Source organism: Enterobacter cloacae complex sp. ECL411, assembly GCF_021869665.1.
GTDB classification, from domain to species: domain Bacteria; phylum Pseudomonadota; class Gammaproteobacteria; order Enterobacterales; family Enterobacteriaceae; genus Enterobacter; species Enterobacter intestinihominis.
The window spans coordinates 1,668,572-1,692,147 of sequence record NZ_CP091486.1 but is presented as its reverse complement, the minus strand read 5'-3'; the positions used below and the strand labels follow the sequence as shown (position 1 = coordinate 1,692,147).

Below are 23,576 nucleotides of genomic sequence, written 5' to 3'. Positions count from 1 at the left end.
CATCCACACAATTTACGCTACATTTCAGTCAACCTGATTAATCAGACTTAACACTTGCATATTCTTTCATGTTTCGATGACAGACATTTTGGCTATGCCTCAAAAAATGAGACAATAGCCCTTCAGGACGTTAGAACACAGGACAGACATGACCCAGTTACCGAAATTTACTGCCGCGCTTTTACACCCACGCTATTGGTTAACATGGTCAGGCATTGGCTTGTTGTGGCTAATTGTACAGCTGCCTTATCCCGTAATTTTCCGCATGGGTAAAGGACTGGGCCGCATTGCTCAACAATTTATGAAGCGTCGCGCCAGGATCGCGTATCGAAATCTTGAGCTTTGCTTTCCTCAGATGAGCGAATCTGAGCGTCACGACATGGTGGTTAAAAACTTCGAATCTGTCGGCATGGGACTGATGGAGACCGGTATGGCCTGGTTCTGGTCGGATAAGCGCATGGCGCGCTGGACGGAAGTGGCCGGAACCGGCATGGATCCGGTGCATAATCTCCAGGCCAACCAGACTGGCGTCCTGCTGATTGGCGTTCATTTCCTGACGCTCGAAATTGGCGCGCGCATGTTCGGCATGCAGGCGCCGGGTATTGGCGTTTATCGTCCCAACGATAATCCGGTGATCGATTTGATACAGACCAACGGACGCATGCGCTCGAATAAAAGCATGATCGACCGCAAAGACCTTAAAGGGATGATCCGCGCCCTCAAATCAGGTGAAGTGGTCTGGTATGCCCCGGATCATGACTATGGCCCGCAATCCAGCGTGTTTGTCCCGTTCTTTGCGGTGGAAGATGCGGCGACAACCACCGGGACCTGGATGCTGGCGCGGATGTCCAAAGCGGCTATCGTGCCGTTTGTACCGCGCCGTAAACCAGACGGTTCAGGCTATCAGCTCATCATGCTGGAGCCGGAACTCACGCCGCCGCTGGATGATGCAGAAACCACCGCGCGCTGGATGAATGCTATTGTCGAGAAATGCATTATGCTCGCTCCCGAGCAGTACATGTGGCTGCATCGCCGCTTCAAAACCCGGCCTCAGGGCGTCCCTTCTCGTTATTAATCTGCATGCGGTCTTCCGGGCCGCAAGCTGTTTTAGCTTTAAAAGCTCCCCGTCATTGCGGCAATCATACCCCAGGCGCATAATTAGCAGGCTTATTACCTCACTGGTCACGGTGCCCTGCACCTCATTATGCGGATAGTTATGTCCTCCACAGATGCTCCCATAAACTGGAAACGCAACCTGACGGTTGCATGGCTGGGTTGTTTTCTTACTGGCGCCGCCTTTAGCCTGGTAATGCCCTTCCTGCCCCTCTACGTTGAACAGCTCGGCGTCACCGGCCATAGCGCACTGAATATGTGGTCCGGCCTGGTGTTCAGCATTACGTTCCTGTTCTCCGCCATTGCGTCGCCTTTCTGGGGTGGGCTTGCGGATCGCAAAGGCCGCAAAATTATGCTGCTGCGCTCCGCGCTCGGCATGGCGATCATAATGCTGTTGATGGGGGTGGCGCAGAATGTCTGGCAGTTCCTGATATTACGCGCGCTTCTGGGTCTGCTCGGGGGATTTATCCCCAATGCCAACGCCCTGATCGCAACCCAAATCCCACGCCATAAAAGCGGCTGGGCATTAGGTACGCTCTCCACTGGCGGCGTAAGCGGCGCACTGCTGGGTCCGCTGGCGGGCGGGCTGCTGGCCGACCACTACGGACTGCGGCCGGTATTCTTCATTACCGCCAGCGTGCTGTTCCTCTGCTTCCTCGTGACGCTTATCTGCATCCGCGAGAATTTCACGCCGGTAGCCAAAAAAGAGATGCTGCACGCCCGGGATGTGCTGGCCTCGCTGAAAAACCCAAAGCTGGTGCTGAGCCTGTTTGTGACCACCATGATTATTCAGGTGGCCACCGGTTCAATCGCGCCTATTCTGACGCTCTATGTCCGCGACCTGGCCGGCAACGTCAGCAATATCGCCTTTATCAGCGGCGTGATCGCCTCTGTTCCCGGCGTGGCCGCGTTGCTGAGCGCGCCGCGGCTCGGCAAGCTGGGCGATCGCATCGGCCCGGAGAAAATTCTGATCTGCGCCCTGATCCTCTCCGTTCTGCTGCTGATCCCCATGTCGATGGTGCAGTCTCCCTGGCAGCTCGGCGTATTGCGCTTTCTGCTGGGCGCAGCGGACGGCGCGTTGCTTCCGGCGGTGCAGACGCTGCTGGTCTATAACTCCACCAACCAGATTGCCGGACGTATTTTCAGCTACAACCAGTCGTTTCGCGATCTGGGTAACGTCACCGGGCCGCTGGTCGGCGCGGGGGTTTCGGCCAGTTTCGGTTTCCGGGCGGTCTTTATCGTGACGGCAGGCGTCGTGCTGTTCAACGCTGTTTATTCCTGGCTCAGCTTATCCCGGGCGCTACGCCCGGCGCGCATAACACAACATCGTGACGGCTAATTTACGCATTCATACTTGCACAATCATATAATCAGCTATTCTTTCCCTGAATACCTTCACAAAAAACAGGGAGACACCAATGACCATGTACGCCACGCTGGAAGAAGCTATCGATGCCGCTCGCGAAGAATTCCTCGCCGATAATCCCGGCATTGAGGAAGAAGATGCTGACGTGCAACAACTCAATATCCAAAAATACGTCCTTCAGGACGGCGATATTATGTGGCAGGCCGAATTCTTTGCTGATGAAGGTGAGGACGGAGAATGTCTGCCGATATTGAGTGGTGAAGGTGCGCAGGCGGTATTCGACGGCGACTATGACGAAATTGAGTTACGTCAGGAGTGGCTGGAAGAAAATACGCTGCATGAATGGGATGAAGGTGAGTTTCAGCTCGAACCGCCGCTGGATACCGAAGAAGGTCAGGCCGCAGCGGACGAATGGGACGAGCGATAAGCTCTCGTTACTCGTAAGGGCCGTGGCTGGCATCGATGGGCAGCAGTAGCGTGTCGAAAATCAGCGAAAACGGCAGATCGAGCACGGTGAGATAGCGCCATGCGGAATCGCGGACATCCCACTGTACGCCGGGGTAGTACTGATTCCCGTGGCCCTGTCCGGGAATGGTGCGGCTGATGATGCTGCCGCAGCCGCTGAGCAGGCATGCCATCATGACGACGATGATTACTTTCATTTCTGACCTCTAAAAAAATACCGGCCTCACAGCCGGTATTTTATTTGGCGGGTGGCGCTTCGCTTACCCGCCCTACTTAACAACTTACTTCGCCTTCAGGGCCAGCGGATTCAGCTTCACGTCCTTGTAGTAGTTCACCCACGAAGAGTATCTCTCCGGAGAAGTCCACACGCGGTAGTGAAGCCGTGCCATCGTCACCGGATCGCTCAACAGCACCAGACGACGGTCGCGGTTAAGCTTTTCTGGCGTCTCATTCAGCGCCTGCTCAACGTGGCGATCGCGGGCGATCTCCAGCACCTGGCTGGCGCGGTGACGCGCAGTCGCCATCGCGGTTGCCAGCGCATTGAATGACGGGTTAAACACGGCGTGCATAAAGCCATCATCCAGCGTGCGTTTGCGGTTCTGCTCCAGATAGGTATCGGTATCCACCAGCACCTGCGGCGGAGAATACTCTTCCGGGATCAGGAACAGCTTCCAGCGTTTGGTACGCAGGCCCACCGTAGAACGACTGGAGATCACCGACACAAATGGCGACAGGATCAGCGAGAAGACGATTGGCGCCAGCCAGAACAGGAAACGCAGATCCAGCCAGGCCATACCAACGGCCCACACCAGGCCTAGCAGCAGCTGAGAGCCGTGGCGCATAAAGGCTTCACTCCATGGCGTAGAGTCATCGTCACGCTGCGGTGAATTCCACACCACTTCCCATCCCAGGAACGCGCTCACCACGAATACCGTGTGGAACAGCATACGCACCGGTGCCAGCAGGACCGAGAACAGCACTTCCAGCAGCAGTGAAAGGGTTACGCGGCAGAAACCACCGTACTCCTTCGAACCTTTACACCAGATCAGAATGATACTGAGCAGCTTAGGCAGGAACAGCAGCACCATGGTCGACGCGAACAGCGCAATCGCCAGCTCCGGACGCCACTGCGGCCACACCGGGAACAGCTGGCGCGGTTGCAGGAAGTACTGCGGCTCCGTCAGGGCATGCACAACCTGCAACGCGGTCGAGAGTGCCAGGAACATAAACCACAGCGGCGCAGACAGATAGGACATCACGCCCGTCAGGAACACCGCACGGTGAACAGGGTGCATCCCCTTCACCAGGAACAGGCGGAAGTTCATCAGGTTACCGTGACACCAGCGGCGGTCACGCTTGAGCTCATCCAACAGGTTCGGCGGCAGCTCTTCATACGAGCCCGGCAGATCGTAGGCAATCCAGACGCCCCACCCTGCGCGACGCATCAGCGCGGCTTCCACAAAGTCATGCGACAGAATGGACCCGGCAAACGATCCTTCACCCGGCAGCGGCGCCAGGGCGCAGTGCTCGATGAATGGCTTCACGCGGATAATGGCGTTGTGGCCCCAGTAGTGAGATTCACCCAGCTGCCAGAAGTGCAGACCGGCAGTAAACAGCGGCCCGTAGACGCGGGTCGCAAACTGCTGGCAGCGCGCATATAGCGTGTCCATACCGGACGCTTTTGGCGAGGACTGAATAATACCCGCGTTCGGATTGGCTTCCATCAGACGGACCAGCCCGCTCAGACAGTCGCCGCTCATCACGGAGTCCGCATCCAGTACCACCATGTAGCTGTACTGGTTACCCCAGCGACGGCAGAAGTCATCGATGTTCCCGCTCTTACGCTTAACACGACGACGACGACGACGGTAGAAGATCTGCCCTTCGCCCTGCACTTCAGCAATCAGCTCCATCCAGGCTTTTTGCTCTGCCACGCAGATATCCGGGTTGTAGCTGTCGCTCAGGATGTAGACGTCGAAATGCGCCGCGTTACCGGTCGCCTTTACGGACTCCCAGGTGGCACGCAGCCCGGCGAATACGCGGTCAACATCTTCGTTACAGATAGGCATGATCAGCGCGGTACGGTGCTCAGGATTGAGGGGTTCATCCCCGACCGTCGACGCGGAAATGCTGTATTTGTCACGCCCCATCAGCAGTTGCAGGAAGCCCATCAGCGCCGTCCAGAACCCGGCGGAGACCCAACAGAACAGCACGGCAAACAGCAGAAGGATGCCGCTCTGTAAAATATACGGCAGCAGCTGCATGAAGGAGACCCAGATATCCTGGCCAATCATGTCAGCAGGGTTAATCAATGCCCAGCCCTGGTACGGCAGAATAGTTTTCATGTACCAGGTGGCGACAACCGTCTGTGCCAGCGTCAGCAGCAGCAGAATGTAACGACGAATCGTTCCCACGGTACGCCATTTCTGCTCGGACGCCTGCTGTTCTTTGGTCAGACGTGACAGATAGCGCGGCGTCACGTCACGCCCACGCAGGCGATCCCAGAAGCGACCCACCGGGTTGGTGCGCCACGGATCGGGGAACATAGAGGAACGCGTGGCCTTCGGCATCGCCTGTAGCTGGTCACGCCCTTCGTCATCCTTGATTAACTGCCCTTCTGCCAGCGAGTCTGGCCATGCCTGCTCCAGACGTGCCTTCACTGACCCCAGCGGCGTATCATCATCACGGGAAAAGTGACGATGTTCACCATCCAGCGCGGTGTGAACCGCGCGGATGTCGCTCGCAGGGAGTGCCGCTTTTTCAATGTCCGTTAGCGGCATGGCATCAATATATTCAGATGTATTATTCATTGGCAGGTAGCTGATAGCTCCAGGTTTCACTCAGCGGCTTATCGTTACTGACCAGCGCGGCGCGCATTTCAGTGGTCTGTTTCGGATCTTTCACCTTCACGCGCAGGGTCAAACGCCACCCTTTGGTGACCGGATTGTAACGCACAGCGTTCTCAACGATTTCACCGTTATCGCCAATGCTGGCCTGTGCCGTCACGGCAGTATCCGGCGCCAGTTTTTTCATATCCTGCCCGGTGAAGTCCACGATAAATGCCAGCGTGCCATCCGGCTGACGAATCAGGTTGGACTGCTTCACGTCCCCCGTAGAACGACGCGTCTGCATCACATACGCGTTATCCGGTGCGTGCAGTTTGTCTTCGTCACGGCTGAAGGTGATCGCATACTTGAAGTTCATCTCTTTACCGGCTTCAGGCAGCTGATCCGGTGTCCAGTACGCCACGATGTTATCGTTGGTTTCATCATTGGTTGGAATTTCAACCAGCTCAACCTTGCCTTTACCCCAGTCGCCTTTCGGTGTAACCCAGGCGCTTGGGCGCAGATCGTAGCGGTCGTCCAGATCTTCAAAGCGGGAGAACTGACGGCCACGTTGCAGCAGACCAAAGCCCTGCGGGTTTTCCATCGCAAAGCTGCTGACGGCGAGGTGTTTCGGGTTGTTCAGCGGACGCCAGATCCACTCGCCGTTACCAGCATGAATGGAAAGACCATTAGAATCATGCAGTTGAGGGCGGAAGTTAGTCGCCGGAGACGGCTGATTCGGCCCGAACAGGAACATGCTGGTCAGCGGCGCGACGCCCAGTTTGCCCACTTTATCGCGCAGGTAAACTTTAGACTGTACGTCAACCACCGTGTCACGCCCTGGCATGATCACGAAACGATAAGCGCCTGTCGCACGAGGGGAGTCCAGCAGCGCATAAATTGTCAGACGTTTGTCGGTTGGTTTTGGACGTTCGATCCAGAACTCGCGAAAACGTGGAAATTCTTCACCTGATGGCAGCGCGGTATCAATTGCCAGACCGCGCGCAGAAAGCCCGTACACCTGCCCCGCGCCAATCACGCGGAAGTAGCTGGCGCCAAGCATGCTGACGATTTCGTCGTTTTTATCTTTGCTGTTAATCGGGTAAAGCACCTTGAAGCCTGCGAAGCCGAGGTCTTTCACCGTGTCTTTATCGTGTTGCACATCGCCAAAATTGAAATAATCCGGGCTGTACTTGATTTTACGTACCGCGGTCGCCGTCACTTCATTGATGGCAACCGGCGTGTCGAAGTACATACCCTGGTGGTAAAATTCAAGCTTGAACGGGGTTTTAATATTGTTCCAGTACGCTTTATCGTGATTGAACTGGATCTGCTGATAGTCCGCGTATTTCATGTCGCGGAAAACGGAGGGCAGGTTACTTTTTGGCGCTTCGTAGCTCTTGCCCGCCATCGATTTAGCCTGTTTTGCGACATCATCGATGTTAAAGGCCAGTGCAGATGAGGTATACAGTGACAACAGCACTGCTACACCCAACCAACGCATTTTCATCATTTGTGGTTTATGTTTCATAATAAGTAAGCACTTCCCCCTTTGTGTGCTTATATCGATCCGATCCATTTTAATGGAAACTCAGGCAATCCGACAACATTATCACTGCTTTGTTCAGCTCGCTGGCTCATGGATTAAGCAAATGAAAGAACCCGCTTTTCACTTTGCGTGCTTATCCTGGAGACAGGGTGTCGGTCTTGGTGTAGGGTTGGCTCCGAATGTAACCATTATGAGCCTTAGGGATAAGGCGAAAAGTCTGAGAATGCGCAAAGTTATATGAGCACAACCCCTGTACAACGTGAATATTTCCTCGACTCGATCCGCGCATGGCTCATGCTATTGGGGATCCCTTTTCATATTTCACTGATCTATTCCAGCCACACCTGGCATGTGAACAGCCAGATGCCCTCCTGGTGGCTGACGCTGTTCAATGATTTTATCCATGCCTTCCGCATGCAGGTGTTTTTCGTCATTTCAGGCTATTTCTCTTACATGCTCTTCTTGCGCTATCCCCTCAAGCGGTGGTGGAAAGTGCGCGTGGAGCGCGTGGGCATACCAATGTTGACGGCCATTCCGCTGCTGACGCTGCCGCAGTTCATCATGTTGCAGCATGTTAAAGGCAAGGCGGAAAACTGGCCTAATCTCTCGTTCTATGAGAAATACAACACCCTGGTCTGGGAGCTGATTTCCCACCTCTGGTTCCTGCTGGTACTGGTGGTGCTAACCACGGTGAGTTTGCTGATCTTCAGTCAACTGCGCCAGCGCGCGAGCGCCGCAACCTCGACCTTCTTCGCCAACATCACCCTGGGCAAGCTGTCGCTGCTGTTTCTTGCGCTGGGGGTCGCGTATGCCGCCGTCAGGCGTACGCTGCTCATTGTCTACCCTCCCATTCTGAGCGATGGGCTGTTTAATTTCGTGGTGATGCAGACCCTGTTCTACATTCCCTTCTTCCTGATTGGGGCGCTGGCATTTATTCATCCCCGGCTTAAAGCGCTGTTTACCACCCCCTCCCCCTGGTGTGCGGTGGGTGCTGCGCTGGCCTTTGCCGCCTATCTTCTCAATCAGCGCTTTGGCAGCGGGGACGCGTGGATGTATGAGACAGAGAGCGTGATAACGATGCTGATGGGCCTGTGGATGGTTAACGTGGTGTTCGCCCTTGGCCATCGTCTGCTGAATTTTAAATCAAGTCGCGTCACCTATTTCGTTAATGCTTCACTGTTTATCTACCTGGTCCACCATCCGCTGACGCTGTTTTTCGGGGCGTACATTACGCCGCATATCAAATCGAATGCGCTGGGCTTCTTCACCGGTCTGGTCTTTGTGGTTGGCATTGCCATCGTGTTGTATGAAATCCACCTGCGGATCCCGCTTTTGCGTTTCCTGTTCTCAGGCAAACCTCAGGTTAAAGCGGGATAAAAAAACGGCGCCTCCAGAGCGCCGTTTTTGCTTTTCAGACATCAAAATGCCTGGCTGCGCGCGGTCAAAAGCCGCTGATACAGGTCGGCGGTGTGCTCATCGAAACAGACAAAAATGACTTTTTCCGGCATGGGTTTGAGGGAAAGGTAGTGATAAACGGTATTCACGGCGATCGTAGCTGCCGCTTCCTTTGGATAACCGTACACCCCGGTGCTAATGGCGGGGAATGCCATGGTCTTATAGCCGTTATCTGCCGCAAGCCGCAGGCAGTTACGATAAGCCTGCTCCAGAATCTCAGCCTCATGGCGGTCGCCACCGTGCCAGACGGGTCCAACGGTATGGATCACCGCTTTGGCCGGGAGATCGCCCGCAAGCGTAATAACAGCATGCCCCGGCGGGCACTCTCCCTGCTGCTGGCGCACGGTTTTGCATGCTTCAAGGAGCTGAGGGCCCGCGGCCCGGTGAATGGCACCGTCTACCCCGCCCCCACCCATCAGGGAGGAATTGGCTGCGTTGACGATCACGTCAACGTGCACCGTCGTGATATCGCCATGAATAACGTCGATTTGCGGTCTCATAAACACCCTCTGCAACCCGCCTTTTTCATCAGTGTATCGCAGAGGGAGAAGGAGAAAAACTGTCGCGAAAAAAACGGCGGTTAACGGTAATCCACCTGAACGACCGCAAGCGTTTTCTTTTCATTCAGGTATTTCATGGTGACAGCGGCCAGCTCTGAGTGAGGATGATGGCCCCGGAGCGCCTCGTCATAACTGATGGTATGCGTTTTCATACGGTTATTTTCCGGGCAGGAAATTGCAAACTGCTGATGCCGGGGCGTGACTTCGCACGGGTCAGCGACCACCGCGCCACGAAAATGAATCACCCCACCATTCTCTATAGTTGCTGAATAAGCCGGAGAAATAAAAGAGGACAGGATCAGTCCCAGACCAGAAATAATACACGCTGCGGATTTGAACATTATTTGTACTCCTCAATGAAATTCGTCCTTGAGGGGTAAAAACGCTCCGTTATGACGTATCAATTTAAGCAACCCGTTTGCTGGGTTCTTGATATCAGCATAGCTTACCTGTGCAGCGCCGCCACTTTATTAAATCATTGATTTTATGAATGATTAAAGCGTACTTGCCGGTGCGTTCCACTGCTGTGATAAATGAAGCGATTTTCCATCGGAAACGGTGACGATTATTTTTACCGCATCCCCTGAGCGAATATTTAAACTGATTCGCGTTAAATCAATCGGCTGATTAGCGGGTATAAAAAGAGTATTTTTCTGCCGCGATGTACTTTGTCCCCCCTGCCCCTGTCGGACAGATAACACCTCAACCTGACATTCGCAGGCGTCTGCCAGCGTGACCTGAGGAATAATGGTTGTCACATTTGCCTGCTGTGAGGTACTGAACGTTATCTGGCTGGCAAGCGCGGCAAGGAGAATGAATGTGCTCATGAGATCCTCCCGAAAAAAAACAGGGCGGATGCCCTGTTTTTTGGTACAGAAATGAATCAGTACTGGTGTGCGGTCGCGTTGTTGCCGAAGCCAACCTGGTTCACAGTCACCGTTGAGCCGGACGCTGTCTGGTCTACCGCCGCGCCGTTGCCGCCGCCGAACTGTTTCACGTTGATAACAGAATCTTTGCTATTCCACTGGTCGATGGTGGCGCTGTTACCAAAGCCTTTTTGCAGCAGATCGATAGAACTGTCATCAGAGCCCTGGCCAACGTCTGCGCCGTTACCGCCACCATGCTGGGTAATGGTCAATTCAGAATCTCGGGCGTCCGTCTGCAAAGCAAGCGCGGAGTTACCGCCGCCGTACTGGTAAATGCTCAGGGTTGAGTCAGGGCCGTTATTGCCGCCACCCCAGCCACCACCGTGACCGCCGCCAAATTGTGGTACCGCACCTGCGAAAGCACTGCCAGAAACTACGATTGCTGCAATAACTGCCACTTTGAAAAGTTTCATGGTAAACCCCCATCGGATTGATTAAGGCGTCACACATCGCTAGCGTTGAATAACGCGAATAGCCATTTGCGACTGTCTCTGTACTACAACTGCTGTTTTCTGCGTACCATACTGCGTTATATTCGCCCTGTTACCCGAGCCTTTCTGGATAATCATGGCGGTGTTGCCAAAAGCGCCCTGCTTAATACTCGCATCGTTGCCGTTGCCGGTCTGATCGATATAAGCAAGGTTATACGTCCCTGACTGATCAACATTCGCGCGGTTATTCCCGCCCTCCTGGGAAATAACGGACAGCAATTTAGAACCGCCCTGGCGTACATCAGCATTATTTCCTGAACCCTGTTGACCAATAATGGCTGCCTGATTGTATGAAGCTTTACTTAATTCATTTATCGCAAAATTATATTCAGAACTGGCTAAATCTGAATCACCTGCGATTACAAACCCAGGCGCACCCAGTAATGTAAACATCATAAACAACGTTTTGTTTTTCATGCTGTCACCCTGGACCTGGCTATAAAAAAGGTATTCCTTACTCCGTTAACGCGATTCGTTTTGTTAACGCCGCGTTACGGAAAAGAGTATGTCTGCCGAAACATGTTTAATATCTCACCCGTGCGCCTTATTTTTATATTCCCCTTCACCTCAAAGTCGTAAATCTCGCCTGAAACGACGGGATACTCGCCTAAAGCAGAAACCAAAAATGTCTTCCTGCGCTTGTACAACAGCGAGACAGGCTGTCCAACCTGTACCGGCTTCTTCAGACAAAAACGACAATGCCCTTTGTCACGCGCGTGACACGAAGCAAGTTTTCTTAAGAAAAAATTCCGGCTTAGGGAAGTCTTATGTTTTTAGCAGAGTTCATACTTTTTACCGGCTGGCTTACAATAATAAAAAACCAGATAATACAACTCATTATAATATACCGTATGGTTTTTAAAATCTGTGCACGTTTATACACCTGTACAACTTTCCCCTTATCTTAAAATCTATTAACCCTGCAAAATACACAAATAAATATCGAATTTTACATTCTGTTACACGATTAACACTTGCTTTAAAGTTTGCAATAGCTAGATTGAAAACAGCAGTACATTATTTGTTTTTAATTTTACCGCCTCCTTTGGAGGAAGGTTTTTTAACTACACACAGCAGTGCCACACCTGCAGTACTTCTGGTGCCCTTTTCAATAATACGAGGGCAACTGCCGGGTGTCATAAATAACGTGGGGTTTCATCATGTTTAATGAAGTCCATAGCTTACCCGGTCATACATTATTGTTGATCACAAAACCTTCCTTACAAGCGACAGCGTTATTGCAGCTTTTAAAACAATGCCTGTCACTTAACGGGAAACTTCATAACATTCAACGTTCTTTTGATGATATCGCTCCTGGCAGCATCATTCTTCTCGATATGATGGAAGCGGATAAAAAACTGATCCATTACTGGCAAGATAATTTAAGCAGGAAAAACAATAATATCCGCGTGTTGTTATTGAATACGCCTGATGAGTATCCTTTCCGCGAAATTGAGAGCTGGCCGCATATTAACGGCGTGTTTTACGTTACAGAAGAAGAAAACCGTGTCGTGGAGGGTTTGCAGGGCATATTGCGGGGGGAGTGTTATTTCTCGCAAAAACTGGCCAGCTACCTCATTACCCACTCCGGAAATTATCGCTATAACAGTTCGGAATCGGCCCTTCTGACGCACCGTGAGAAAGAGATCCTGAACAAACTGCGTATTGGTGCTTCAAATATTGAAATCGCCCGTTCGTTATTTATCAGCGAAAATACGGTTAAGACGCATCTTTATAATCTTTTCAAAAAGATAGCTGTTAAAAATCGCACGCAGGCGGTGTCGTGGGCAAACGATAACCTCAGGCGTTAATAGCATGAAACGCACCCTAAGTTGGATTGCCGCCGCAGGCATTATGCTTGCTGCCGGAAACCTTCAGGCTGTTGAGGTGGAAGTTCCTGGACTGTTGACCGACCACACCGTCACCTCTGTCGGACACGATTTTTATCGTGCCTTCAGCGATAAGTGGGAAAGCGATTATCCGGGTAATTTAACCATCAACGAACGGCCCAGTGCGCGGTGGGGAAGCTGGATCACAATAACCGCTAATCAGGACGTTATTTACCAGACTTTTTTATTCCCAACGAAAAGAGACTTCGATCAGAACGTCGCTTTCGCACTGGCACAAACAGAAGAAGCTATTAACCGCCTACAGTTAGATAAAGCCCTTTTGAGCACAGGCGATTTAGCAAAAGATGAGTTCTAGCAACGACACCTATTTCGGAGGCTGTAATGCGTCTCGCACACACAGTGATTTCGTTAATGCTCATTGCGCCGTTGAGTTGGGCCGGAAATATGACATTCCAGTTCCGCAACCCTAATTTTGGCGGCAACCCGAATAACGGAGCCTTTATGCTTAACCAGGCGCAGGCTCAAAATTCCTATAAAGACCCCAGCTATGACGATGATTTCGGTATCGAGACCCCGTCAGCTCTGGATAATTTTACTCAGGCCATCCAGTCGCAAATATTAGGTGGCTTATTAACCAACATTAATACCGGAAAACCCGGCCGGATGGTCACTAATGACTTTATCGTCGATATTGCCAATAAAGACGGGCAGCTTCAGTTAAATGTGACAGACCGAAAAACCGGTAAGACGTCGACAATCCAGGTTTCCGGTTTGCAGACCAGTTCAACTGATTTCTAAACAACCCCGAAATAAGGACAATTATTATGCAGCGCTTTTTTATTTTAGTTGCAGTGTGCTTATTAAGCGGTTGTTTAACTGCCCCGCCAAAAGAAGCCGCTAAACCCACCCTAATGCCCCGTGCCCAGAGCTATCGGGATCTGACGCATCTGCCGGGCCCTACCGGGAAGATATTCGTCTCGGTCTATAACATTCAGGATGAGACGGGCCAGTTCAAACCGTATCCGGCCAGTAACTTCTCCACGGCCGTACCGCAGAGCGCCACCGCGATGCTGGTTACCGCCCTGAAAGATTCGCGCTGGTTTATCCCGCTGGAACGCCAGGGGCTGCAAAACCTGCTTAACGAACGAAAAATCATTCGTGCTGCACAGGAGAATGGTACCGTTGGCGTCAATAACCGCATGCCGCTACAGTCTCTCACCGCAGCCAATATCATGGTGGAAGGCTCGATTATCGGCTACGAAAGTAACGTGAAATCGGGCGGCGCGGGTGCCCGTTACTTTGGTATCGGGGCCGACACGCAGTATCAGCTGGATCAGATTGCCGTCAACCTGCGCGTGGTTAACGTGAGCACGGGTGAAATTTTATCCTCCGTGACCACCAGCAAAACGATTCTCTCATATGAAGTGCAGGCGGGGGTATTCCGCTTTATCGACTACCAGCGTTTGCTGGAGGCTGAAATTGGCTATACCTCTAACGAGCCGGTCATGCTGTGTCTGATGTCGGCCATCGAAACCGGGGTGATTTTCCTGATTAATGACGGCATCGATCGCGGCTTGTGGGATCTTCAGAATAAAAGTGACGTGAGTAATGCGGTGCTGGTGAAATACCGTGAGATGTCGGTTCCGCCGGAGTCATGATTGGCGGCGTATAAAAAGGCGAGATTTTCGTCTCGCTTTTTTTTATTTACTTACCACAGGAACGTTCTGGCTCTTCTCGCGTCGGGCTGCAAGCCAGAGACCGCTGTTCTTCATAGCGTAGCCAAACAGTAATCCCAGCATGAGCGAAGGGACCACCAGCTTCCAGTCCCCCTGGCCTGCAAAGGTCGCGCAGGCACCCATGAACGTGCCGGGCACAAAGGACAACAGCAGATGTTTTGCCTGAACGCACATCAGGAAAGCCACAATACCGGTCATGACGTACCCCAGGATTTCCACATGCGGCGCCAGCGCGCTGCCCTTCATAATGATCAGCGCCCAGACCACGCCACTCAGTAACGTGCTGCCTGAAATAAAGAGCCCTTTAAAACCACCCTGCGGACAGGCGAAATAGGCCGTGCAGCCAAGAAAACCGGCCCAGCTCAACAAACCGAGAGATACCGCCACCCAACCCCAGAGGCCGGAGAGGATGCCAGTCGTGATTGCAATACAAAGTAATATGTTCATGGTGCGCATCTTAGCAGATGCGCACCCTAGAAATGAGATCAGAAGCACGTTACGTGCAAGTTGAAATGTATCGTTGCAAGATTTTTGTGATTTAAATCACTCTTCACTCTCTTCTTCCAGCTCATCCCACATGGCAGCGATAGCGTCACGCGTCAGCGGAGCCAGCGTTCTCCAGAACGGAGAGGTGGCGTGGGCTTCAACTTTACCCAGGAAGGTTCCGACCCACGGCAGCAGATACGTTTCGAACAGGGTTTCAATCGCCTCATTCTCATCATCACCTGCTTTATCTTCAATCCATGAGGCCGCCAGCAACAGGGTACCGATATGATCGGCAGGCATATCCGTCAGCGGCATGCCGCGTTCTGAAAGAAACGCCCGAACTTCCGCTTCGGTCGCACCTTCCTGCCAGGCAGAACGATACGGCGACACGCGACACTCTTCCCCCACGAACAGCGCGTTGTAATCCGTTGAAATCTGCTGCATATCGCAACTTTTTTGCAAGCGTTCCAGCAACTCATCCTGTTCCAGCGGCCAGCTCTGCGCCAGTTTACCTTCACGAATCAGGGTAAACAGCGGAACCAGCAGCGGATCCTGCGGCTGGCGGTAATATAAGGTGCCCAGCACGCGGCAAAGGATGGAAAACTCATTCATGTTTTTATTCCGTTATTAATTAAAGATCGGCAAATTCGTCAATCGGCGCCATGCCGCGCGACTCAAGGAAGTCGAGCATACGACGCGGCGTGACGTTCAGGATCTGTTCTTCCGGGAAATTCACGTCCCGCAATATTTTCAGGCACTCGCTGAAATCACCCAGCGTGAAGGCCGTGTGTGAATCAGAGCCCAGCGCCACCATTCCGCCCGCGTCACGCACGGCCGCCGCAACGTCGCGACAGTTGGCCTCACTGCCCTTACGCGAATGCACGAACGAGGAGTTGTTGATCTCCAGCGCCACGCGGTGCTTCGCTGCGGCCTGTGCCACGGCCTGAATATCGATCGGGTATTTCGGATTTCCCGGGTGGCTGATAATGTGCACATTGCCGCTGGCAATGGTGGCAATCATCGCCGCAGTGTTGGTCTCTTTATCCTGGGGCGCAAAGACCGGCTCGTGGAAGCCGGCGAGGATCAGATCTAACGAGGTCAGCATCGGGCCGGTGCAGTCAATTTCCCCGTCGGTATTTTTGATGTTCGCTTCGATGCCGCGCAGTATCCCGATACCGTCAACCAGACGTGGCCAAATACGCATATTCACAAAATGCCAGTAGTGCGGCGCATCCGCCATATCCGGACCGTGATCGGTTATCGCAAACAGTTTGATGCCTTTCAGCTTCGCCTGAGCGATATAATCATGGAGGTTACTGTAAGCGTGGGTACTGGCGACGGTGTGCATATGCAGGTCAACGGGATACATCTTTCTCTCCTCTGCGGTTTTTCCAAAGGATAGCAGTTATCAGCGGCGAATATTAGCAAAAACCCGGCGAACGTCGGGTTTCTCTCAGTAGCCTCGCTGTCTGTCTACCTGTCCGGTCACCGCATTGCCCTTCTCTATTTCGCTGATGGTATGCGAGATATACGCCACGGCCTCCGCCGGTCGCGTCACGGCCGCAATATGGGGCGTCATCGCCACGCGCGGATGTGCCCAGAGCGGGCTGTCTGTCGGCAGCGGTTCGCGGCTATACACATCCAGCATTGCGCCTTTCAGTTTACCGCTATCCAGCGCTTTCAGCAGATCGTCTTCCACAACGTGTACCCCGCGCGCCAGGTTCATTAAGTAGCTATCTTCTGCCAACTGGTTGAGGAGCGTGCCATTGATAATGCCGACCGTTTCCGCCGTATTCGGCAGCAGGTTAATGAGAACGCGTGTCCCTTTCAGGAACGCCGGGAGTTCGTCCGTTCCGGCAAAGCTCTCGACGCCCGGATAATCCTTACGGCTCCGGCTCCAGCAGCGCAGTGGGAAGCCCCACGGGGCGAGCGCTTCGGCGACTTTCGAACCCAGCACACCCGCCCCGAGGATGCCGATGGTGAAATCTTCACGCTGATAATCCGGGAGCGGTTCCCAGTGGGATTGCTGTTTAAACGCCTGATAATCGTCGAAGCGGCGGAACCAGTGCAGCACCTGGCTTACGGCGTATTCCTGCATCTGCTCCCCCATACCGGTATCTTCCAGACGAAACAGGGGAATATCTTCCGGCAGCATTTCAGGGTGTGCCTTCAGCTTACTGAGAATGGAATCCACCCCCGCACCAAGAGCAAACACCGCCTTTAAACGGCGTCCCTGTAGCATTTCGACCGGGGGATGCCAGACCAGCGCGTAGTCGCCATGTTCATTATCGCCCTGTTTCCATTCGCGAACGCGTGCGCCAGGCAGTGCCGCCGTGAGCGCCTTAATCCAGTAAGCCGTATCAAAAGTGGGGTGATAGAAGATAATATCCATAGTCATTGCCTTTTAGTGCGCTGTTTTATTTTCATTTTCAACTGGCTTGTCAGCATAACAAATTTATCGCTAAACCGCGTTGCTGATAAAAGAGGCGCTTTTCGCACATTTCGAAATCAGGTTGCCTGAAGTTTGTCTAAACACGCTAAATTACTGAAAAAGTGGGTTGACGGCAGTACGGCTTTTCCTTACATTAGCGCCCGTCCCGACAACAACGGGATGACAATATGGTGAGGTGTCCGAGTGGCTGAAGGAGCACGCCTGGAAAGTGTGTATACGGCAACGTATCGGGGGTTCGAATCCCCCCCTCACCGCCATATTCAAGACGAGAGCTCGTACGAAAGTACGGGCTTTTTTCTTATATATTCTCCGCAAGGGGGGGATGAGAACCCCCGACCGGGGTTCGACAACTGGCGCAGCCAGTTGGACAGACTGAGAGCGTAGCGAACAGGCTGCCCGAAGGGCGAGCGAAGCGAGTCAATCCCCCCCTCACCGCCATATTTGAAGAAGAGCTCGCATGAAAATGCGGGCTTTTTTCTTTTATATTCTATTCGCTCCCTGCGCTCTTTATGTCGGGTGGCGCTACGCTTACCCGACCTACGAAAAGCTAGTCCTCAACCATCTTTGCATACTCTTCGGTCAGAAAATCCACCAGCGTCCTGACCGATGGCAGCAGGCCGCGCCGGGAAGGATACACCGCATGGATCACTTCCCGTCTGGGTTCCCAGGCATTCAGCACCCGAACAAGCTCACCTGAAGCCAGCTGATCCTTCACCATCAAAATGGGTAACTGTACCACGCCCACGCCCGCCATCGCTGCCTCCCGCAGCGCCAGCATATCGGTAGTCACCAGGCGCGGCGTGAAGTGAATGTCTGCTTTCGCCCCCTCCGGCCCGCTCAGCTCCCACTTATGCAGGTGTTTACCAGCGCCCATACTTAAACCCGGCCATTCGCTGAGCTCAGAAGGCATCGCCGGGTTGCCCATCCGTTCAATCAGTGTCGGCCCGGCAACCAGACAGTGTCCCCTGTCCGCCAGCACCCTTAATACCAAATCGCTGTCATCAAACGGGCGCGGACGAACGCGGATCGCCACATCCACCCCCTCCCCCACCAGATCGACCCGGCGGTTGGTGGCTTCAAGCTGGAGGTTAATTCCCGGATAGCGCGCCATAAACCTCGCCAGCATGGGCCCCACGTGAACGTGCAGTAGGGTTACGGGGCAAGTGATCCTGACCATACCGCGCGGCTCAGCCTGTAAAGCAGCCACCGCCTCCTCCGCAGCTTCAGCCTCCACCAGCATGGCTTTACAGTGCTGATAGAACGTCTGCCCCACTTCAGTCACCGCAAACTGCCGCGTAGTACGTTGTATCAACCGAACACCCAGGCGTTCTTCCAGCTGCGCAATCCGACGGCTCAGTTTCGACTTTGGCTGATCGAGCGCCCGCCCCGCCGCCGCAAAGCCGCCATGCTCCACCACCTTCACAAACCATACGAAATCATTGAGATCCTGCATACGCCCCCATTGTTCTATTTAAGGAACAGTGAATGTCATTTTTGCTATCTACCGGGATATTAGCCCTGAATATAAGCTAATTACATCAACAGGACATCAGGAGTTAATCATGAAAAACGTAACAGGCGTGTATACCGCACCTCGTCCGCACTGGGTCGGTGATGGTTTTCCGGTTCGTTCGATGTTTTCTTACCAGACGCACGGCGAACCGCTGAGCCCGTTCCTGCTGCTTGACTACGCCGGACCACATACCTTCCCGGCGGATGGCGCAAAACGCGGCGTGGGCGAGCATCCTCATCGCGGTTTTGAAACGGTGACCATCGTCTACTCAGGCGAAGTTGAGCACCGTGATTCCACCGGCAGAGGCGGCGTTATTGGTCCAGGCGATGTGCAGTGGATGACGGCAGGCGCAGGCATTTTGCACGAGGAGTTCCACTCCAGCGCGTTCTCGCAGAAAGGCGGTGAACTGAAAATGATGCAGCTGTGGGTCAACCTGCCCGCTAAAGACAAAATGGCGACGCCTGGCTACCAGAGCATCACTCAGGCGGATATCCCGGTGGTCACCCTGCCGGATAACAGCGGAACAATGCGCGTGATTGCTGGCCGCTTTGGAGAGGTAACCGGCCCGGCGCATACCTTCTCACCGCTTAACGTATGGGATCTCGCGCTGCACCAGGGCAGCCACCTGACGCTCAATCAGCCCGAAGGCTGGAGCACGGCGCTGGTTGTTGTTGAGGGCAGCGTAACGGTGAACGGCACCACGCCTGCGGGTGAGGCGCAGCTGGTCGTGCTAAGTCAGAGCGGCGACAAGCTGCATCTCGAAGCCAGCAGCGATGCCAAAGTGTTGCTGATGGCCGGGGAGCCACTGAATGAACCCATCGTGGGCTATGGCCCGTTTGTGATGAACAGTAAAACCGAAATCGCCGAAGCTATTCGCGATTTCAACTCCGGCCGCTTTGGCCAAATCTAAACGTAATAAAGGAGCGCATTATGTCTACCCCTGCAAACTTCAACGGTGCACGTCCCGTTATTGACGTCAATGATGCCGTTATGCTGCTTATCGATCACCAGAGCGGATTGTTCCAGACTGTTGGAGACATGCCAATGCCTGAGCTGCGCGCTCGTGCAGCAGCGCTGGCAAAGATCGCCTCGCTGGCGAAGATCCCGGTGATCACCACGGCGTCGGTTCCACAGTGACCGAACGGCCCGCTTATCCCGGAGATCCACGCCAATGCGCCGCACGCACAGTATGTGGCACGCAAGGGTGAGATCAACGCATGGGATAATCCGGAGTTCGTGGCGGCGGTGAAAGCCACCGGACGCAAAACGCTGATTATCGCGGGGACGATTACCAGCGTTTGCATGGCCTTCCCGTCCATCAGCGCGGTGGCGGACGGATATAAAGTGTTTGCGGTGATTGATGCCTCCGGCACCTACAGCAAAATGGCGCAAGAGATCACCCTGGCGCGCGTGGTGCAGGCAGGCGTGGTACCGATGGACACAGCGGCAGTGGCCTCAGAGATCCAGCGCACGTGGAACCGTGAAGATGCGGGAGAATGGGCAGAGGTGTACACACACATCTTCCCTGCCTACCAGCTGCTGATCGAAAGTTACAGCAAAGCGCAGGACGTCGTGAAAAACAGCGAAGTGCTCGATTCGCAGCGTTGATCCTGCGCGGTGCGCCATAAGCTGATTAAGGCTTAACCGAACAGGCACGAATGCAGAAAATCTGCTTGACCGCTTTCGCGCAACTCCCTATAGTAGCGCCCCGTTGCCCCCCAAGCGGTCAGGCAGCAAAACAATATGGTGAGGTGTCCGAGTGGCTGAAGGAGCACGCCTGGAAAGTGTGTATACGGCAACGTATCGGGGGTTCGAATCCCCCCCTCACCGCCATATTTCAAGAAGAGCTCGCATGAAAATGCGGGCTTTTTTTTCGCATGTTGCACGTCTGCGGGGGGATGAGAACCCCCGACCGGGGTTCGACAACTGGCGCAGCCAGTTGGACAGACTGAGAGCGAAGCGAGTCAATCCCCGCCGGTGCGGGTGATACCGCCTCACCCATACAAAAAGCCCGCGCATAAGCACGGGCCCGTTTTAAACTATTCCTCAGTTATTCAACTTCCCCGCCGGCTGCTTTCCTTCAGGAGAAGAAACCTGCCCCGGCAATCCCCCCTCTTCATCTCTGCGCTCCCCCAGCCAGTAATCCGCATTTTTAATCCCAAGCCGAACCGGATCAAACTGTGGATCAATTCCCTGCGCATTCTGGGTTTCATAATCCTTCAGGCTGGCAAAGGCTTTTTTATGCAAGAGGACAATGGCAATAATGTTGAGCCAGGCCATCAGCCCTACCCCGATATCCCCTAATCCCCATGCCAGATCCGCGGTGCGGATTGTGCCATATACCGTGGAAGCCATCAGACATAATTTAAGCAGGAATGTCAGCCACGGACGGTGAATTTTACGGTTGATGTAGGCGATATTGGTTTCAGCGATATAGTAATAGGCAATGATGGTGGTGAAGGCAAAGAAGAATAGCGCGATGGCGACAAAGTAATTACCAAAGCCCGGCATCATACTTTCCATCGCTGTCTGCACATAGCCAGGACCCGCCGCCACGCCTGCAATACCGGTATAAAGGGCTGCGCCGTCGACGCCCTGAACATTATAAAGCCCGGTGATCAACAGCATAAACCCGGTCGCGGAGCAGACAAACAGCGTGTCGATATATACGGAGAACGCCTGAACCAGCCCTTGTTTCACCGGATGACTTACGGCTGCTGCCGAGGAGGCATGTGGCCCGGTGCCCTGCGCCGCCTCGTTGGAATAGACACCGCGTTTAACGCCCCACATGATAGCCTGGCCCAGAATAGCGCCAAATCCCGCTTCAAGGCCAAAAGCACTTTTCCAGATCAGCAGGATAACAGCAGGCAGTTTTTCAATATTGATCGCGATAATAACGCAGGCAACAATAATATAGCCGAGCGCCATAAACGGAACGACCATACTGCTAAAGCTGGCGATCCTTTTTACACCACCGAAAATAATGAAGCTTAACAGTACAGCCAGTATTGCCGCCGTAACGTTTGGGTTAAGACCGAAGGCAATATCCAGGCTGGCGGCAATTGAGTTTGCCTGTACGCCCGGAAGTAATAAACCGCAGGAGAAAATGGTCACAATAGCAAATAACCATGCGTACCACTTCACCCCCAACCCTTTTTCAATATAAAAGGCAGGTCCCCCACGATATTCGCCGTTAATTTTTTCTTTATAAACCTGACCTAACGTGGATTCAACAAAAGCAGAGCTGGCGCCTAAAAATGCCACTACCCACATCCAGAAAAGCGCACCGGGGCCACCAAAGGTAATGGCGGTCGCCACACCGGCGATATTCCCTGTCCCTACGCGGCCCGCCAGCGTCATCGTCAACGCCTGAAACGATGATACGCCGGCATCGGTAGCCCCGCCCTGAAACATCAGGGTAATCATATGTTTTATATGACGTAATTGCAGAAAACGACTACGCAGTGAGAAATAGAGACCGACACCCAGACATAAAAATATTAACGCAGGGCTCCAGATAACACCATTAATTGCACTAACCAGTTCGTTCATGTATGACCCTCAGCGTGATGTTCCAGAGGAAACGATCCCCTGGTGTGTTTCTTCTTAGAATTTAATTTGAACAAGTACGAAACATAGATAATTACCCAAAAGACACCAACTTAATTTTTACTGCTTAGTCATGTTCTGTGACAACATTCACGTTTAATTTTCACCTAACAATTAGCGCGATCATTATATTTACAGGTATTTTGTGGGTATTGTAAATACATATCACATTTTTGCGACCTGTATAAAAAGCGTTCGCAGCAAATTTACAGCAATATTATTATTACCGAAAAACGGTGCGTAAATCCCGTTGAATGCTATAGGAAATAAATATGATTAAAAAAAAGCCATGCGAACAGAGGGAATAAAAGAAGCTTCCCGGCATGACGCCGGGAAGAAATGACTTAAAATGTGAAATGATCTTAGTCGGAGTACACTTCCAGCGTTCGTTGACACAGCGCTGAGCGGACGCAGTCCTCTTTTGTGAAGCGGACCACCCCTATCATCTCATCTTCCTCAAAACGTGACATGGCATCGCTCAGGCCAGACTTCACGCCCGACGGCAGGTCACACTGGGTAATATCGCCGTTGACGATAACCGTCACGTTCTCCCCGAGGCGCGTTAAAAACATCTTCATTTGCGCAGCGGTCACGTTCTGAGCCTCGTCAAGAATAACGACCGCATTTTCAAATGTACGTCCGCGCATATAGGCGAACGGCGCGATTTCCACCTTGCCAATCTCTGGTCGCAGGCAGTACTGCATAAAGGAAGCGCCCAACCGCTTCACCAGCACGTCATAGACGGGCCTGAAGTACGGGGCAAACTTCTCAGAAATATCGCCAGGCAGGAAGCCCAGATCTTCATCCGCTTGCAGTACCGGACGGGTAACGATGATCCTTTCCACGTCCTTATGAATCAGCGCCTCCGCCGCTTTGGCGGCACTGATCCAGGTTTTCCCGCATCCGGCTTCCCCGGTTGCAAAGATGAGCTGTTTACTCTCGATAGCATTCAGGTAGTGCGCCTGAGCTTCATTCCGCGCCACTATTGGCGATGCATCGCGGCTGTCCCGCGCCATGCCAATGGATTCTACGCCGCTCATCTGCACAAGCGAGGTGACCGATTCTTCTTCACGCTGTTTATGGCTACGTGAATCCCGTCTCAGCACACGTTTTGCTTCGCGACGAGCTTTGATCACTGCTTTCTGTCTTCCCATGGATAGCACCTTGAGTTGTTGGTATT

General features: G+C 53.2%; 24 protein-coding genes, 2 tRNA genes, 1 other RNA gene and 1 pseudogene. 13 read left to right on the top strand and 15 right to left on the bottom strand.

Annotated elements, in window-relative coordinates:
- Window positions 1-148: 148 nt before the first annotated feature.
- The 3 genes from L3069_RS07990 (at window position 149) to L3069_RS07980 (ending at window position 2,906) form a co-directional block, all read left to right on the top strand.
- On the top strand, window positions 149-1,075 hold the full coding sequence (locus tag L3069_RS07990; RefSeq protein WP_023305852.1) for a Kdo(2)-lipid IV(A) acyltransferase: 927 nt from the start codon (window positions 149-151) through the stop codon (window positions 1,073-1,075).
- 141 nt (window positions 1,076-1,216) lie between these two features.
- On the top strand, window positions 1,217-2,452 hold the full coding sequence (gene mdtG / locus L3069_RS07985; protein ID WP_023305851.1) for a multidrug efflux MFS transporter MdtG: 1,236 nt from the start codon (window positions 1,217-1,219) through the stop codon (window positions 2,450-2,452).
- A gap of 79 nt (window positions 2,453-2,531) precedes the next feature.
- Window positions 2,532-2,906 carry a MysB family protein gene (locus tag L3069_RS07980; RefSeq protein WP_003858026.1) on the top strand — a complete coding sequence of 125 codons (375 nt, stop codon included), beginning with the start codon at window positions 2,532-2,534 and terminating at the stop codon, window positions 2,904-2,906.
- Window positions 2,907-2,913: 7 nt separating this feature from the next.
- Here L3069_RS07980 and L3069_RS07975 read toward each other — a convergent pair whose 3' ends face one another.
- The 3 genes from L3069_RS07975 to mdoG all read right to left on the bottom strand — a co-directional run bounded on the left by L3069_RS07975 (window position 2,914) and on the right by mdoG (window position 7,300).
- Entirely contained in the window at window positions 2,914-3,141 is a 228-nt protein-coding gene (locus tag L3069_RS07975; RefSeq protein ID WP_003858030.1) for a YceK/YidQ family lipoprotein, read from the bottom strand.
- 84 nt (window positions 3,142-3,225) lie between these two features.
- On the bottom strand, window positions 3,226-5,754 hold the full coding sequence (mdoH, locus tag L3069_RS07970; RefSeq protein ID WP_023299777.1) for a glucans biosynthesis glucosyltransferase MdoH: 2,529 nt from the start codon (window positions 5,752-5,754) through the stop codon (window positions 3,226-3,228).
- Complete coding sequence (gene mdoG, locus L3069_RS07965; protein WP_032622136.1) at window positions 5,747-7,300, bottom strand: glucans biosynthesis protein MdoG; 1,554 nt, start codon at window positions 7,298-7,300, stop codon at window positions 5,747-5,749. The genes mdoH and mdoG overlap by 8 nt, the downstream gene beginning before the upstream one ends.
- 255 nt (window positions 7,301-7,555) lie before the next feature.
- Here mdoG and mdoC point away from each other — a divergent pair, with 255 nt between their 5' ends.
- A complete protein-coding gene (mdoC, locus tag L3069_RS07960) occupies window positions 7,556-8,695 on the top strand; it encodes a glucans biosynthesis protein MdoC (protein ID WP_022647705.1) in 1,140 nt (379 codons plus the stop codon).
- A gap of 41 nt (window positions 8,696-8,736) precedes the next feature.
- Here the strand turns inward: mdoC and ymdB are convergent, their stop codons facing one another.
- From ymdB to csgB, 5 genes are all read right to left on the bottom strand, one after another.
- Window positions 8,737-9,273, bottom strand: a complete 537-nt coding sequence (gene ymdB / locus L3069_RS07955) for an O-acetyl-ADP-ribose deacetylase (protein WP_038415816.1) — start codon at window positions 9,271-9,273, stop codon at window positions 8,737-8,739.
- Between the two features lie 80 nt (window positions 9,274-9,353).
- Window positions 9,354-9,674, bottom strand: a complete 321-nt coding sequence (locus tag L3069_RS07950) for a type 1 fimbrial protein (protein WP_038415815.1) — start codon at window positions 9,672-9,674, stop codon at window positions 9,354-9,356.
- 153 nt (window positions 9,675-9,827) lie between these two features.
- Window positions 9,828-10,160 (bottom strand): curli assembly chaperone CsgC, encoded by a 333-nt coding sequence (csgC, locus tag L3069_RS07945; RefSeq protein ID WP_023299776.1) that lies wholly within the window; start codon window positions 10,158-10,160, stop codon window positions 9,828-9,830.
- 56 nt (window positions 10,161-10,216) lie between these two features.
- Window positions 10,217-10,672: a curli major subunit CsgA gene (gene csgA, locus L3069_RS07940; protein ID WP_038415814.1), complete on the bottom strand. Its 456-nt coding sequence runs from the start codon at window positions 10,670-10,672 to the stop codon at window positions 10,217-10,219.
- A 39-nt stretch (window positions 10,673-10,711) separates the two neighbouring features.
- Window positions 10,712-11,167 (bottom strand): curli minor subunit CsgB, encoded by a 456-nt coding sequence (gene csgB, locus L3069_RS07935; RefSeq protein ID WP_023299774.1) that lies wholly within the window; start codon window positions 11,165-11,167, stop codon window positions 10,712-10,714.
- 743 nt (window positions 11,168-11,910) lie between these two features.
- Here csgB and csgD point away from each other — a divergent pair.
- Genes csgD through csgG form a run of 4 tightly spaced genes read left to right on the top strand, consistent with a single transcriptional unit; the run spans window position 11,911 to window position 14,258 of the window.
- Complete coding sequence (gene csgD, locus L3069_RS07930; protein ID WP_100167848.1) at window positions 11,911-12,561, top strand: biofilm master transcriptional regulator CsgD; 651 nt, start codon at window positions 11,911-11,913, stop codon at window positions 12,559-12,561.
- A gap of 4 nt (window positions 12,562-12,565) precedes the next feature.
- Window positions 12,566-12,955 (top strand): curli production assembly/transport protein CsgE, encoded by a 390-nt coding sequence (csgE, locus tag L3069_RS07925; RefSeq protein WP_003858052.1) that lies wholly within the window; start codon window positions 12,566-12,568, stop codon window positions 12,953-12,955.
- Between the two features lie 26 nt (window positions 12,956-12,981).
- Window positions 12,982-13,398, top strand: a complete 417-nt coding sequence (csgF, locus tag L3069_RS07920) for a curli production assembly/transport protein CsgF (protein ID WP_003858054.1) — start codon at window positions 12,982-12,984, stop codon at window positions 13,396-13,398.
- 26 nt (window positions 13,399-13,424) lie between these two features.
- Complete coding sequence (gene csgG / locus L3069_RS07915) at window positions 13,425-14,258, top strand: curli production assembly/transport protein CsgG (protein WP_023299773.1); 834 nt, start codon at window positions 13,425-13,427, stop codon at window positions 14,256-14,258.
- A gap of 42 nt (window positions 14,259-14,300) precedes the next feature.
- On the opposite strand, the gene L3069_RS07910 is transcribed toward csgG, so the two are convergent.
- From L3069_RS07910 to ghrA, 4 genes are all read right to left on the bottom strand, one after another.
- Window positions 14,301-14,783, bottom strand: a complete 483-nt coding sequence (locus L3069_RS07910; protein WP_072202167.1) for a DUF1097 domain-containing protein — start codon at window positions 14,781-14,783, stop codon at window positions 14,301-14,303.
- Window positions 14,784-14,879: 96 nt separating this feature from the next.
- Window positions 14,880-15,434: a molecular chaperone gene (locus tag L3069_RS07905; protein WP_022647698.1), complete on the bottom strand. Its 555-nt coding sequence runs from the start codon at window positions 15,432-15,434 to the stop codon at window positions 14,880-14,882.
- A gap of 19 nt (window positions 15,435-15,453) precedes the next feature.
- Window positions 15,454-16,191 (bottom strand): phosphatase, encoded by a 738-nt coding sequence (locus tag L3069_RS07900; RefSeq protein WP_022647697.1) that lies wholly within the window; start codon window positions 16,189-16,191, stop codon window positions 15,454-15,456.
- An 84-nt stretch (window positions 16,192-16,275) separates the two neighbouring features.
- A complete protein-coding gene (gene ghrA, locus L3069_RS07895; RefSeq protein WP_038415812.1) occupies window positions 16,276-17,214 on the bottom strand; it encodes a glyoxylate/hydroxypyruvate reductase GhrA in 939 nt (312 codons plus the stop codon).
- A gap of 229 nt (window positions 17,215-17,443) precedes the next feature.
- Between ghrA and L3069_RS07890 the strand changes: the two genes are divergently transcribed.
- Together L3069_RS07890 and L3069_RS07885 are read left to right on the top strand one after the other, a co-directional pair.
- A tRNA-Ser gene (locus L3069_RS07890) sits at window positions 17,444-17,531 on the top strand.
- Between the two features lie 44 nt (window positions 17,532-17,575).
- Window positions 17,576-17,712, top strand: a non-coding RNA gene (locus tag L3069_RS07885) — RtT sRNA.
- A gap of 109 nt (window positions 17,713-17,821) precedes the next feature.
- Here the strand turns inward: L3069_RS07885 and L3069_RS07880 are convergent.
- A complete protein-coding gene (locus tag L3069_RS07880; RefSeq protein WP_032622131.1) occupies window positions 17,822-18,727 on the bottom strand; it encodes a LysR family transcriptional regulator in 906 nt (301 codons plus the stop codon).
- A 109-nt stretch (window positions 18,728-18,836) separates the two neighbouring features.
- On the opposite strand from L3069_RS07880, the gene L3069_RS07875 reads away from it, so the two are divergent.
- The 3 genes and pseudogenes from L3069_RS07875 (at window position 18,837) to L3069_RS07865 (ending at window position 20,620) form a co-directional block, all read left to right on the top strand.
- On the top strand, window positions 18,837-19,697 hold the full coding sequence (locus L3069_RS07875; RefSeq protein WP_022647694.1) for a pirin family protein: 861 nt from the start codon (window positions 18,837-18,839) through the stop codon (window positions 19,695-19,697).
- Between the two features lie 20 nt (window positions 19,698-19,717).
- Window positions 19,718-20,395 (top strand): annotated as a pseudogene (locus tag L3069_RS07870) (isochorismatase family protein).
- A 137-nt stretch (window positions 20,396-20,532) separates the two neighbouring features.
- Window positions 20,533-20,620, top strand: a tRNA-Ser gene (locus L3069_RS07865).
- A 213-nt stretch (window positions 20,621-20,833) separates the two neighbouring features.
- On the opposite strand, the gene L3069_RS07860 is transcribed toward L3069_RS07865, so the two are convergent.
- Both L3069_RS07860 and phoH read right to left on the bottom strand, forming a co-directional pair.
- Window positions 20,834-22,339 (bottom strand): sodium:alanine symporter family protein, encoded by a 1,506-nt coding sequence (locus tag L3069_RS07860; protein ID WP_022647693.1) that lies wholly within the window; start codon window positions 22,337-22,339, stop codon window positions 20,834-20,836.
- A 419-nt stretch (window positions 22,340-22,758) separates the two neighbouring features.
- Window positions 22,759-23,550 (bottom strand): phosphate starvation-inducible protein PhoH, encoded by a 792-nt coding sequence (gene phoH, locus L3069_RS07855; protein WP_017384762.1) that lies wholly within the window; start codon window positions 23,548-23,550, stop codon window positions 22,759-22,761.
- Between the last annotated feature and the right edge of the window lie 26 nt (window positions 23,551-23,576).